Annotated in this window: 12 protein-coding genes; 6 read left to right on the top strand and 6 right to left on the bottom strand. The window is 73.3% G+C overall.

Annotated features, from left to right (window positions below; translation table 11 throughout):
• Positions 1–50: 50 nt before the first annotated feature.
• From JJQ90_RS26900 to JJQ90_RS08905, 3 genes are all read left to right on the top strand, one after another.
• Positions 51–674, top strand: coding sequence for an OmpA family protein (locus JJQ90_RS26900; protein WP_329959416.1), 624 nt, complete (start codon positions 51–53; stop codon positions 672–674).
• A 64-nt stretch (positions 675–738) separates the two neighbouring features.
• Positions 739–1,380, top strand: a complete 642-nt coding sequence (locus JJQ90_RS08910) for an OmpA family protein (RefSeq protein WP_216874478.1) — start codon at positions 739–741, stop codon at positions 1,378–1,380.
• Positions 1,381–1,487: 107 nt separating this feature from the next.
• Positions 1,488–2,591: a hypothetical protein gene (locus JJQ90_RS08905; RefSeq protein ID WP_216874476.1), complete on the top strand. Its 1,104-nt coding sequence runs from the start codon at positions 1,488–1,490 to the stop codon at positions 2,589–2,591.
• Positions 2,592–2,612: 21 nt separating this feature from the next.
• Here JJQ90_RS08905 and JJQ90_RS08900 read toward each other — a convergent pair whose 3' ends face one another.
• Both JJQ90_RS08900 and JJQ90_RS08895 read right to left on the bottom strand, forming a co-directional pair.
• A complete protein-coding gene (locus JJQ90_RS08900) occupies positions 2,613–4,637 on the bottom strand; it encodes a serine/threonine-protein kinase (protein ID WP_216874473.1) in 2,025 nt (674 codons plus the stop codon).
• 104 nt (positions 4,638–4,741) lie between these two features.
• Complete coding sequence (locus tag JJQ90_RS08895; protein WP_216874471.1) at positions 4,742–5,479, bottom strand: FkbM family methyltransferase; 738 nt, start codon at positions 5,477–5,479, stop codon at positions 4,742–4,744.
• A 139-nt stretch (positions 5,480–5,618) separates the two neighbouring features.
• On the opposite strand from JJQ90_RS08895, the gene JJQ90_RS08890 reads away from it, so the two are divergent.
• The 3 genes from JJQ90_RS08890 to JJQ90_RS08880 all read left to right on the top strand — a co-directional run bounded on the left by JJQ90_RS08890 (position 5,619) and on the right by JJQ90_RS08880 (position 8,900).
• On the top strand, positions 5,619–6,887 hold the full coding sequence (locus tag JJQ90_RS08890; RefSeq protein WP_216874469.1) for a class I SAM-dependent RNA methyltransferase: 1,269 nt from the start codon (positions 5,619–5,621) through the stop codon (positions 6,885–6,887).
• Positions 6,888–6,985: 98 nt separating this feature from the next.
• Positions 6,986–7,963 carry an MBL fold metallo-hydrolase gene (locus tag JJQ90_RS08885; protein ID WP_216874467.1) on the top strand — a complete coding sequence of 326 codons (978 nt, stop codon included), beginning with the start codon at positions 6,986–6,988 and terminating at the stop codon, positions 7,961–7,963.
• Positions 7,964–7,976: 13 nt separating this feature from the next.
• A complete protein-coding gene (locus tag JJQ90_RS08880; protein ID WP_216874465.1) occupies positions 7,977–8,900 on the top strand; it encodes an MBL fold metallo-hydrolase in 924 nt (307 codons plus the stop codon).
• Between the two features lie 125 nt (positions 8,901–9,025).
• On the opposite strand, the gene JJQ90_RS08875 is transcribed toward JJQ90_RS08880, so the two are convergent.
• Genes JJQ90_RS08875 through JJQ90_RS08860 form a run of 4 tightly spaced genes read right to left on the bottom strand, consistent with a single transcriptional unit; the run spans position 9,026 to position 12,672 of the window.
• Positions 9,026–10,144 (bottom strand): YbfB/YjiJ family MFS transporter, encoded by a 1,119-nt coding sequence (locus tag JJQ90_RS08875; protein ID WP_216874463.1) that lies wholly within the window; start codon positions 10,142–10,144, stop codon positions 9,026–9,028.
• A gap of 48 nt (positions 10,145–10,192) precedes the next feature.
• Positions 10,193–10,510, bottom strand: a complete 318-nt coding sequence (locus tag JJQ90_RS08870; RefSeq protein ID WP_216874461.1) for a hypothetical protein — start codon at positions 10,508–10,510, stop codon at positions 10,193–10,195.
• A gap of 10 nt (positions 10,511–10,520) precedes the next feature.
• Positions 10,521–11,981, bottom strand: coding sequence for a HAMP domain-containing sensor histidine kinase (locus tag JJQ90_RS08865; protein WP_329959415.1), 1,461 nt, complete (start codon positions 11,979–11,981; stop codon positions 10,521–10,523).
• A gap of 13 nt (positions 11,982–11,994) precedes the next feature.
• Positions 11,995–12,672 carry a response regulator transcription factor gene (locus JJQ90_RS08860; protein ID WP_216874459.1) on the bottom strand — a complete coding sequence of 226 codons (678 nt, stop codon included), beginning with the start codon at positions 12,670–12,672 and terminating at the stop codon, positions 11,995–11,997.
• Positions 12,673–12,745 lie beyond the last annotated feature (73 nt).

The following is a 12,745-nucleotide window of genomic DNA, read 5'->3' as shown; positions in this document are numbered from 1 at the left end:
TGCGCGGCAGCGCCGCATGGCAGGATTTCCCCGACTGCCGGAGGAACGCGATGCGCCCCCAAGACCTGATCCGCCCCCTCGCCGTGCTGCTGGCCCTGGCCGCCGGCCCGGCGCTGCCGGGCACCGCGCGGGCGCAGGATGCCGTGCCGGATGTGCAGCGGATGATCGATGGGCTGGACCCCGCCCGGCGCGGCGTGCGCGGCATTCGCGTGCCCTCCACGCCCGGGCCGGCTGAGCCGGATGCCGCGAAGCCACCGGTCACCGGCCGGCCCAATACCGGCATCGCCGTGCCGGATGTGTCCTCCACCACGGCGCCGGAGGGGGCGGCGGCGATTTCGCTGACCGTCACCTTCGACACCGGCTCCGCCACCCTGTCGCCGCGCGCCACGGGGGTGCTGGACAATCTGGGCCAGGCGCTCGGCTCCAGCCGCCTCGCCGGCTACCGCTTCCGGGTGGAAGGCCATACGGATTCGGTGGGCGATGCGGCGATGAACCAGGCGCTGTCGGAACGGCGCGCCGCCGCGGTGCGGGACTTCCTGGTGCAGCGTCATGGCCTCGACCCCGGCCGGATCGAGGTGCTGGGCCTGGGCGAACAGCAATTGCTGGTGGCGACGCCGGATGGGGTGGATGAGCCGCGGAACCGGCGCGTGCAGGTGGTCAATCTCGGCGGTTAGTTTCGGCATCGGCGCATGGGCCGCACCGTTCTATACTGGTCGCCACAACCGAGGAGGCTGAGCCATGTCGATGCAATCCTTCCGCCTTGCAGCCCTGGCCCTGGCCGGCTGGACGATGCTGCCACCGCTGCCCGCCCTGGCACAGACCGACCCGGCGGCGCTGCGGCTGATCGAGCAGTTGCGGCCGCGCGCCGGCGATTCCACCCGTGGCATCCGCCTGCCCGCCCCGGCCGATGCCACGCCGCCGCCCCGGCCGGTGACGTCTGCCAATGTGCCGGCGCCGCAGCGCCCGGTGCCGCCGCCGCGCCCCGTCATCCCGGCCGCAGCACCCGCGACCACCACGGCGCCGGAGGGGGTGGCCGCCGCCTCCATCACCGTGACCTTCCCCAGCGGTTCCGCCACGCTGACACCGCAGGCCGAGGCCCGGCTGGCACCCTTGGGCAGCGCCCTGTCATCCCCCGACCTCGCGCCCTACCGTTTCCGTATCGAGGGTCATACGGATTCGGTCGGCGACGCGGCGATGAACCAGGCCCTGTCCGAACGCCGGGCGGCCGCGGTGCGCGATCATCTGATCCGGCGCTACGGCGTCTCCGCCAGCCGGCTGGAATCGGTGGGCCTGGGCCAGACCCAGCTTCTGGTGCCGACCGGCGACGGGGTGAACGAGCCGCGCAACCGGCGGGTGCAGGTCATCAACCTGGACGGCTGATCCGGGCGGCCGCCCCCGCGGCCTCGCGGAAGCGGCCCCGCCGCCTCGCGGCATCTGCAACGAAATCGGGGGCGGAGAAGCCAGCCCCAGCTTGGATGACGCGCCCGATGCCGGCAGAGGAAGACGCCACGATCCGCCGCAGCCTGGGCATCGTGCCGCGCCCGGCCACGCCGCATGTCGAATGGGGGTCGCCGGCCCCCGCTCCAGCCGTGCAGCGGCGACGCGCCGCCTGGCCGGTGCTGGGCGTTGCCGGCCTGGCGGGGGTTGCCGGGATCGCGGCGGGCTGGTGGTGGGTGCAGCGGGACGGCGCGGCGCCCGCCGTGCCGGCCCCCATCGTGATGATCGCGCCGCCCAGCCCGCCTGATCCGGTGCCGCAGCCCGTGCCCCCGCCAGCGCCCGCCCCCCCCGCCGCCTTCGGCCTGCCCGCCGGGCCGCCCGCGCCGGAGCCGGTGCCCGAGACGCCGCGCCTCGCCGCCTTGCCGCCGCTGATGGAGGAGCCGGCGATCCGCGACCATCGGGCGGACCGCCCCGTGCTGCTGCGCCTCGCCACCAACCCCGCCATCTTCCTGATCGACTATCCGACGATGGAGGCGCAGGGCGCGGCGCTGAACCGGGTGGCGGCGCTGGTCGAGAAGGCCGGGCTGCCGCGCGACCGGGTGCTGAACGAGGCGGAGATGGCGGAGGCCATCGCCCGCGCCGGCGACACGCCGGCCACCTTCTATTTCGGCCACAACTACCGCGGCACCGACCTGGCGCGCTTCTTCCAGCTTGCCGAACGCGACGGGCTGGCGCTGTCCCCGGCCGAGGACTGGCTGCACGCGCAGTTCCGGCTGGCGCGCGGCCTGGTGCCGCCGGGGCAGGAGATCGTGCTGCTGTCCCTCGCCGCGCCGGGTGAGCGGATGGATGCGGCCGGGCGCGCCACCATCCTGCACCACGAGCTCAGCCATGGCCGCTTCGGCACCGATCCGGCCTATGCAGCCCATGTCCGCCGGGTCTGGCACGACCGCTTCACCGAGGCCGAGCGCGCCGCCTTCCGCCATTTTCTGGGGCGGGAGGGCTATGACACCGGGATCGAGGAGTTGGTGATCGACGAGGCCCAGGCCTATCTGCTGCACACCCCCGACCCGCGCTTCTTCACCCCGGCGCATCTCGGCCTGGACGCGGCAGAGGTGGAACGGCTGCGCGGGCTGATGCGGGACGGGATGCCGTAGGCGGGGGCGGCGGAGCCTCTTCTACCGCCGCGCCACCGTCTCCAGCAGCACGGCGCGGGCGCTGACGCGATGGCCCTGGTTGCGGGCCTCCCGCAAGGCGGCGGCCAGGGCCGGCAGATAGTCGTCGATCGGCTCCACCACCGGGCGCGGCTGCGGGAAAAGCGGGCGTTCGGAGGCGAAGACCACGATCATGTCGGTGCCGAAGGGCTCATCCACCTCCCACCCCGTGAAGCCGGGGCGGGGCTCGCCGAGGCGCAGGCTGGCACCGGCGGGCTGCGGCTCGGAGGGGACGAGATGCACGATCTCGTTCGATTTCATCAGGTAGCTGACATAGAGCTGCCCGGCATAGGCCGGCATCCGCACATCCAGCCGCAGCAGGTCACCGCGCTGCAAGGGCATGCTGCCGGCAATGGCGACCAGCGGCGCCTCCTGCGCCCCGGCCGCGACCTGGCGGATGGTGTCGAGCGCGCCGCAATAGGGGCCTTCGAAAGCCTGCAGGTGCAGGGTCGCGGTGCCGGAGGGCACACCCCGATCGGCCAAAGCGCGGCGCACCGCCTCCTCCCCGCCCCGGCGCAGCAGGCCGGTGATGGTCAGGCTGGTGTCGGTGGCGGCGTAGTCCAGCAGGCTGCAGGGCGCGGCGGAGGCCGCGGCGGCGCCGGCGGCGCGCAGATCGGGGCGCGGCGCGGGGGCCGGTGACGGGGCGGGCGCCGGAGGCGGGACCGGGGTTGGCACGGGCGTCGGAATCGGCGCGGGTGCCGGGCTTGGCTCGGGCGCCGGGGCCGGTGCGGGAGTCGGCGCGGGTGCCGGGGTTGGCGCAGGCCCAGGCTCCGGAGTGGGCAAGGGGGTCGAAGAGGGTGCCGGGGCCGGCACGGGCGCCGGAGCTGGGGTTGGCGTCGGGGGCGGCGCCGGAGCAGGCGCCGGTGGCGGGGTCGGCGCAGGCGTGTCGCCGGTCGCGACCTGGGTGGTCGGAACCGGCGTGCCCGCGGGCCAGAACAGGAATCCGGCGGCCCCGGCCGCCAGCAGCGCGACGCCGCCGAGCAGCGCCCATTTCAGCCCACCGCCATCGCGCCGGGGCGGCGGCGCGACGACCGGCGGCGGCGGGGCCGCAGGCCGATGCGTGCCGGTGGCGAGCATGGTCGCATCATCCAGCCCCGGCAGCTTGCCCGCGCCGGCAAAGCCCGTGGCACCGCCGAAGCCCGTGGCCTCCGCCGCCACCCCGGACCCGGCCGCGCGGATCGCCTCGGCGAAGGCGCCGGCACTGGCGAAGCGGTCGTCCGGGCGCTTCGCCAGGGCGCGCGCCACCACCGCGTCGAAGGCGCGGGGCGCGCTGACGGCCAGTTGGCTCGGCGGCGGCGGCTCGGTGGTCAGCACGCGGTGCATCAGCGCGCTGTAGCCGCCATCGAAGGGCTTCTCGCCGGTCAGCAGCTGGTACAGCAGCACCCCGGCGGCCCAGATATCGGCCCGCGCATCCACCGGCTCCCCACGCAACTGTTCCGGCGCCATGTAGCTCGGCGTGCCCATCACCGTGCCGACCTGGGTCATGGTCGAGCTTTCGATCCGGGCGATGCCGAAATCGGCGATCTTCACCTGCGGCCCGCCCGGAGCATCGGCCGTGAGCATGATATTGGCCGGCTTGATGTCCCGGTGCACCACGCCCCGGCCGTGGGAATAGGCCAGGGCGCCCAGGATCTGGTCCATCAGCCGGACGATCTGCGGCACCGGCAGGCGCTCGCCACGGTCCATCACGCCCTTCAGCGTGCCGCCCTCGACCAGCTCCATGACGATCCAGGCGGTATCGGCATTCTCGCCATAGTCGAAGACGCCGACGATATTGGGGTGGGAGAGTCGGCCCGCCGCCTGCGCCTCGCGCCGGAACCGCGCATGCGCCTCCCGCGCCTCCGCATCGTCGCCGGCGGGCAGGCGCACCAGCTTCACCGCGACGCGGCGCTCGATCATCCGGTCGAAGGCGTCGATGACGGTGCCCATGGCGCCGGCGCCGAGCGTGCCGCGCGCTTCGTACTTGCCCGAAATCTCGCTCGGCAGCATGCCCTGGCGCCCTCCTGTCGCCGGCGCCCCCTCAGGCGACGCCGCGACCACCAGTCATAGAGCCGCTTGGGCCGGGCAGGAAGCGGCGCTGTCAGGCGGCTCTGTCAGGCAGGGCGGTCGAGCACCAGGTCACAATGCTCCAGGCCCGGCATCTGCGCCGCCGTCACCGGGGTGAAGCTGCCGTCCTTGCCGATCCGCTGGCAGCGGAAGCCGAGCGCCTCGATCCAGTTGGCCAGCTCCGCCACGTCGCCGCGCGCCTGGAGCATGATGGGCGACCATTCCAGGACGATGCACAGGCGCGGGGAACGGGCCAGCAATTCGGTGGCGCCAAACAGGACCAGGCCTTCCGTCCCCTCCGAATCCATGCGCAGCAGGTCGAGCGCCGGCACCTCCGCCAGGGCATCGTCCAGGCGCATGGCGGGGGTGACGAAGCCGTCGCTGTAATTCGTCGCGGCGACGGCGATGGCCAGATGCGCGCTGCCGGTCTGCTCGGGATCGGCGGCGAAGCGCACCTCCCCGGGCTCGTGCAGGATCGCCACCTCGCGCAGCGTCACCCTTGCGCCGAGATGATTGGCGGCGATGGTGCGGCGCAGCAGCGGCAGCACCTTGGGATAGGGCTCGAAGCTGTGTATATGGCCGGTGGGGCCCACCGCCTCCGCCATCACCAGCGTGTGGAAACCGAGGCTGGCGCCGACCTCCGCCACCTGCATGCCGGGCTTCAGGCGGTTGCGCAGCACGGCTTCCACATGCGGCTCCCACTGGCCGCGCAGGATGATCTCCGGCGTCATGCCGGCATCGTCGCCGGGCAGGTAGATCTTGCGGCCGAAGTGGGTCAGGGCCAAACCCATCCCATTCCCGAGATAATACCATTCGCGCCTTGGCCGAAGCCGGTCGCGCAGCAAGGAAGACAGCTTGTCGAGCATGGAGCCCCGTCCAGAGTCGGACCCAGATCGCATCCGGCGGGACGCGATGCAACCGGCGATGGACGTCACGATTTCATGGCTGGGCTCGGCCGGGGACGGGGTGGCGGAGACGCCGCAGGGCCTCGTCTTCCTGCCCGGCACCCTGCCCGGCGAGCAGGTGCGGGCGCGGCTGGGCGCCCGGCGCGGGGAAGGCGTGGCGGCGGAGGTGGAGGCGATCCTGGCGCCGAGCCCGGACCGCGTGGACCCGCCCTGCCCGCATTTCCTGATCGAATGCGGCGCCTGCGCGCTGCAACATCTGGCCCTGCCCGCCTATGCCGCCTGGAAGCGGGAGAGGCTGGTGGCGGCGCTGGACCGGGCCGGCCAGCCGGATGCGGCGGTGGCGGAGATCGTGCTGGCACCCCCGGGCACGCGTCGCCGCGCCGACCTGGCGGTGAAGCGGCTTCAGGGCGGGGCGGTGGCGCTGGGCTTCCACCAGCGCGGCAGCGCGGCGGTGGCGGATCTGTCCACCTGCCATGTGCTGGACCCGGCGCTGGTGGCGCTGTTCCGCCCGTTGCGGGAATTGCTGCGGCGGATGCCGGCGCTGAAGCGGGAGGGCTCCGCCGTGCTGAACCTGCTGGACAGTGGGCCGGACCTGCTGCTGCGCACCGATGGGCCGCTCGATGCCTCCCAGCGCGCCATGCTGGCGGCCTTCGGCCAGGCGCATGGCCTGCCCCGCATCGCCTGGGCACTGAAGGACGGGCCGGTGGAGAATGCCGCGCAGGCCGGGCCGGTGCGGCTGGACCTTTCGGGCGTCTCCGTCGCGCCCGCCCCCGGCGCCTTCCTCCAGGCCGCCCCGGTGGGGGAGGCGGCGATCATCGCCGCGGTGCTGGCCGGGCTGGCGGCGCAGAAACTGCCGGTGCGGGCGCGCATCGCGGATCTCTATGCCGGCATCGGCACCCTGTCCTTCCCGCTCTCGGCCAAGGGGCGCGTCGCGGCCTATGAGGGCGATGCGGCGGCGGTGGCGACGCTGGATGCCGGGGCGCGCAAGGCCGGCGGCCGGGTGGAGGCGATCCGCCGCGACCTGGCCTATCGTCCCTTGTTGCCGGCGGAGCTGAACGGCTTCGGCGCGGTGGTGCTGGACCCGCCCTATAATGGCGCGGCGGAGCAGGTGGCGCAGATCACCCGCAGCAAGGTGCCGGTGGTGATCTATGTCTCCTGCAACCCGGTGGCGCTGGCGCGCGATGCGGGGGCGCTGGTGAAGGCGGGGTTCAAGGTGACGCAGGCGACGCCGGTGGACCAGTTCCCCTGGTCGCCACATCTGGAATCGGTGGTCAGCTTCCGGCGCTGAGGCTCGCGAAAGATCGTTGCGCGGCGCGGCCTGCAGGCCTTGCAACCGGGGGCCGGCATCCAAACTGACCGCAGGTTGCGAATGCGGGAGGCCTCCACATGAATCGCCGTCACCTGATGCTGGGCGCCGCGGGGGCGCTGGCCGCCCCGGCGCTGATTCGCGCCATGCCGGCTTTGGCCCAGGCGCCTGCGCCGGCGCCGCTGGTCCAGGCGCCGGGCTTCTTCCGGTTCCGGCTCGGCACGAAGACGGTGGTGATGCTGCATGATGGCAGCCGCGCCATCCCGCTGGCGCAGGGTTTCGTTCCGGCGACCCCGCTGGCCGAGGTTCAGCGCGTGTTGGCGGAAAGCTTCCTGCCGACCGACACCTTCCGCATTCCCTTCACCCTGACCTGCCTGGAAACGCCAGCCGGCCTGGTGCTGTTCGACACCGGCAACGGGGCGCAGCCGGCCGGGTCCCCGGTGGGTCTGATGGTGGCCAATATGCGCGCCGCCGGGCTGGACCCCGCCCGCGTCACCACCGTGGTGTTCAGCCACTTCCACGGCGACCATGTGAACGGCCTTCTGAACGCCGATGGCAGCGCCGCCTTCCCGAATGCGGAGATCGTGGTGCCCCAGGCGGAATGGGCCTGGTGGACCGACACGGGCAATGAAAGCCGCAGCCCGCAGGGCCAGCGCGGCACCTTCCCGAATGTGGCGCAGCGTTTTGCCCCCTATCGGGACAAGGTGCGGCAGATCGCCGGGAATGCGGAGGTGATGCCGGGCGTGACCGCCATCGCCGCCCATGGCCATACGCCGGGCCACACCATCTACCGCATCGCCGATGGCCAGGATCAGATGATCTTCCTGGCCGACCTCACCAACCGGCCGGAGCTTTTCGCCCGCCGTCCGGACTTCCGGGTGGCCTTCGATTTCGATGGCGCGGCGGCGGAAGCCACGCGGCGCCGGGTCTTCGACATGGTCTCGACCGACCGCATCCGCGTCAGCGGCTACCACTTCCCCTTCCCCGCCACCGGCTTCATGGCGAAGGAAGGCGAGGGCTACCGCTTCGTCCCCGCCGACTGGGCGGCAGCAGGCTGAGGAGCGCGCACCGATGATCGACCGCCGCACCCTGCTGGCCGCCGGCACCGCCGCCGCCATGTCTCCCGCCTTGCCCGCCTGGGCGCAGGGCGGCGGGGCGACCAATCCGCCCTTCCACCACATCGCGGTGGGATCCCTGCGCGCCACGGTGGTGAATGACGGCGCCGCCACCCGGCCCGACGCCACCCAGGGCTTCGTGGTGAATGCGGAGCCCGCCCAGGTGGCCAGCGCCTTCCGCGCCGCCGGCCAGGCCGGCAATGCGCTGGAGAATCCCTACAACGTCACCCTCGTCCGCACCCCCGCCGGGCTGGTGGCGCTGGATGTCGGCACCGGGGCGACGCCCGCCCTGATGACCAATATGCGCGCCGCCGGCCTCGACCCGGCGGAGGTGGTGCTGATCGCCCACACCCATTTCCACGGCGACCATATCGGCGGCCTGATCTCGTCCGATGGCAGCGCCGCCTTCCCCAATGCGCGGATCATGGTGCCGGAAGGCGAGTGGCGCTTCTGGATGGATGCGGGGGAGGAAAGCCGTGCCACCCCGGCGCGCCGCCCCGGCTTCGCCAATGCCCGGCGCCGCTTCGCGCCCTATCAGGGGAAGATCACGCCCTTCGCCCCGGGCGCGCAGGTGGCGCCGGGCATTTCCGCGGCCGCCAGCCATGGGCATTCCCCGGGGCACGTCTCCTTCCTGGTGGCGGATGGCGGGGCGCAGTTGCTGGTGATCGGCGACGCCATCACCACGCCGTCCCTCTTCATGGCGAATCCCGAATGGTATCCGGTGTTCGACATGGACCCGACCATGGCGGTGGCGACCCGCAGGCGGCTGCTGGACCAGTTGGCGACGGACCGGATTCCGGTGGTCGGCTACCACTTCCCCATGCCTGCGACCGGCCGGGTGGAACGCGCCGGCACGGGCTACCGGCTGATCGCAGGCTGATTGGCCTGCGTTTTCGCCAAGACGAAAACGCCCTCAGTCGCCGGCGCGGCCTCCGGCCGCTTGGCTTCGCGACACCTGTCGCGGCGCCCATTCGGGCGCTCGGCCCGCGATGCGGGCCGCGGGTCTCAGCCCCGCCCCAGCGAGGCCGCCAGCGCGGCCAACGATAGCACCAGGCCCGCGCCAAACACCGCCGCATGGCTGTCCCCCGTCGCGGCGAACAGCGCGGCGAGGGCGAAGGCCACCGCCGCCTGGGCCACCGCATAGCAGGCGGTGGCCCGCACCCAGACCACCCCGGCCTGGGCGCCCGCCACCTCCCGCGCCGCGGCCAGGGTCACCGCCGTGGCGCCGATGCCGGCGAAGCCACCCAGCGGCGCGGCCAGCAGCAAGGCGGGCCACCAGGGCAGCAGCGCCGCCGCCAGCGCGGCCACCTGCACCCCGAGCCAGATCGGCAGCGCCCGCCTTCCGCCGATCCGCCCGGCGATCCGCCCGCCCAGCAGCGTGCCCGCCACCGCCCCCAATCCGAACAGCACCCAGAGCAGGGAGGCCGCCTCGATCGGCAGGCCGCGTCCCCGCGCGGCGAGGTCAGCCAGATAGACCATCGGCGCCACCATACCGGCGCCCGACAGGCCATAGGCCAGCAGCAGCCGCAGCGCCCGGGGCACCGCCTGCGCCACCTCCGTCGCCGGCAAAGCGGGCGGCCTCGGCCAGGCGGGGCGCGCGGCCAGCCACAGCAGCAGCACCGCCACGGCCAGGCCCGCCCAGGTGAAGGACAGCCCGCCCCAGAGCAGCGCCGGCACCAGCAGACCCGCCACCACCACCCCGGCCCCCGCCCCGGCGATCACCACGCCGCTGGCCATGCCGCGCGCTTCCGGCGCCACGCTGGCCTGCACGGCCGGCCCCACCAGCGCCATCAGCAGCCCGCCCGCCACGCCGGCCAGGGCCCGCCAGGCGACCAGCCAGGCCAGCCCCCAGGGCAGGGCGCAGGCGGCGAAGGCGAGCAGCGCCAGCACCATCCCGGCATCCAGCGCCCGCGGCACGCCGAGCCCGCGCGCCAGCCCGCGCCCGCCCAGCACCCCCGCCACATAGCCCGCGAGATTCGCCGCCCCCAGCAGCCCGGCGCCGCCGCCATCCACCCAGCCCGCCCCCACCATGGCCGGAAACAGCGGCACATAGGCGAAGCGCGCCAGACCGATTCCCGCCAGGGTCGCGGCGGCACCGGCCAAGGCAGGGCGCCAGAAGCTCACGCCAGCGCGGCTCCGTTGGCGCGGCGCCTGCGTCGCCCGAAGCGCGCTTCAGCGCGGCGCCTGCGCACCCCGAAGCGCGCGGCGCAGCTTGGCGATTCCGGCGCGGGGATGGCCATCGTCACAAAGCTGACGGCCTTCCGCCAGAAGACGCCGGTCGGCCTCGGCACGCGGGGCCAATTCGGCCATGCGGGCGGCCAGCGCCCGGCAATAGCCGACGCTGTCGGTGGTGACGCGCAGCGGCGCTTTCGGCTGATCGGACTGCGCGGCGGCCGAACCGGCCAGGAGAATCGGAAGCCACAGGGCAAGGAAGGCGCGCATGCCCGCCATGGTGCCGCATCGCGCCACAGCGCGGCGTGGCAACGCCATGAAAACGGTGTCATGCGGCGGTGGACCCCGTGCCCTCCGGCACCGTGCCGAGCGGCAGGCGCAAGGTCACCCGCAGCCCGGGCGGGGTCGCGCCGGGATAGGTATCCTCCAGCACCACCTCCCCGCCATGCAGCGCCACCACGGCGCGGACCAGCGACAGGCCGAGGCCGGAGCCCGGCGTGGTGCGCGCGGCGTCGGTGCGGAAGAAGCGCTCGCCGACCCGGCCGCGATCATCGGGCGAGAGGCCCGGCCCCTCATCCGCCACCGTCACCTCCGCCAGCCCCGCCACCTGTTGCGCCTGGATCAGCACGCGGCCGCCGGCCGGATTGAACTTCAGCGCATTGTCCAGAAGATTGGCCACCGCCTGAAGCAGCAGGTCGCGATCGCCAACCAGGGGCAGCGACTCGGGCAGCTCGGCTGTCAGCGCCTGGTCCAGCGCCTCCGCCGCCGCGCCATACAATTCGGCCGCATCGGCCAGCATCGGCGCCAGGTCGAGCGGGGCGAAGGCGGCGCGGCGGGCGCCGGCCTCCACCTCCGCGATGCGCAGCACCGCCTTGAACACCCGGGCGATATCGTCGAGGTCGGCGATGCCCTGTTCCACCGCCGCCCGCAGCGCTTCCTCATCCGCCGCGGAATCGAGCGATTCCTCCAGCTTGGCGCGGGCGCGGGCGATCGGGGTGCGCAGGTCATGGGCGATGGCGTCCGAAACACCGCGCACGCCCTCCATCAACTGGGCGATGCGGTCCAGCATGGCGTTCATGGTCATGCCGAGCCGGTCGAATTCATCCTGCCGGTCCGACAGCGGCACGCGGCGCGACAGGTCGCCGCCGCCGATCGCGGCGGCCGTGCCATAGACCGGCGCCAGCCGGTCCTCCAGCGCCCGGCGCAGCATCCAGGCGCCGAGCACGGCAATCAGGGCGGAGGAGGCGGCGGCCCAGGCCAGCCCCTCGCTCAGCAGCGCCCGCAGCCGCAGCTTTTCCGCCACGTCGCGGCCGACCAGCAGGCGATGGCCATCGCCGAGTTCCACGCGCAGCAGCCGCGCCTCGCTCTCGGCGCCGTCCCGCAGCAGCGGCATGCGGATCCAGGGCTGGTCGGCATTGGCCTCCGCCGGCCAGGTGTCGAGGTTGCCGGCCAGGATCTGCCTCTCCGGCCCCAGCAGCAGGTACAGCGCCTCATTCTGCACATCGAGGGCGAGGCGATCGATGATGGCCGGGACCAGCGCCATCAGCCCGGCATCGGCCCGGCGCTCCATGAGCGCCGTGGCATCGGCGCGGATCGCGGCATCGGTCTGCCGGTCCAGCGCGCCGGCGGTGTTCCACCACAACACCATGGCGGCGGCCGTGGCGGAAGCGGCGAACAGCGCGGTGAACAGCAGCGCGAAGCGGCCGGAGGCGCTGCGCAGCAGGCCGATCAGCGGCAGTTGCGCCAGGCTGGCCGTAACCGGCGGAAGCGCGGGCGCGCCCCGCCTCACGCCTCCAGCCTGCTCATTGGGCGCGGATCATGTAGCCGGCATTGCGCACGGTCTGGATCAGCGGCTTGTCGAAGCCCTTGTCCAGCTTGTGCCGCAGCCGGCTGACATGCACGTCGATGACATTGGTCTGCGGGTCGAAATGGTAGTCCCAGACCTTCTCCAGCAGCATGGTGCGGGTGACCACCTGGCCGGCATGGCGCATCAGATGCTCCAGCAGGCGGAATTCGCGCGGCTGCACGTCGATCTTGCGCCCGCCACGCGTCACGGTGCGGGACAACAGGTCGAGCTCCAGGTCGGCCACCTTCAGCCGCGTGGTCGGCACCTCGGCCGAGGGGCGGCGGCCCAGCGCCTCCACCCGCGCCAGCAGCTCGGCGAAGGCGAAGGGTTTTGTCAGGTAATCATCGCCGCCTGCCTTGAGGCCCTTCACCCGTTCATCGACGGCCGTGAGCGCGGAGAGGAACAGGACAGGGCTGCGATTGCCCTGGCCGCGCAGGGTCTCCACCAGCCGCACCCCGTCGACACCGCCGGGCAGCATGCGGTCCAGCACCAGCACGTCGAAACCCTCCGACGCCGCCAGGAACAGGCCGTCGCGGCCATTCGCGGCGTGCTCGACCGTATGCCCGGCCTCCTGAAGCCCCTTCTTCACGAAGCGGGCGACTTCGGCGTCGTCCTCGACCAGCAGGATCCGCATGGGTGTTCCAGTGAAATGCGCAGGGTGCCAGGATAGGGCCGGAAGCGGCGCCGCGTCACCTGTGCCGGGAACG

Source organism: Falsiroseomonas oleicola, from assembly GCF_019029495.1.
Taxonomy (GTDB): domain Bacteria; phylum Pseudomonadota; class Alphaproteobacteria; order Acetobacterales; family Acetobacteraceae; genus Falsiroseomonas; species Falsiroseomonas oleicola.
This window is presented reverse-complemented; position numbering and strand designations above follow the sequence as displayed.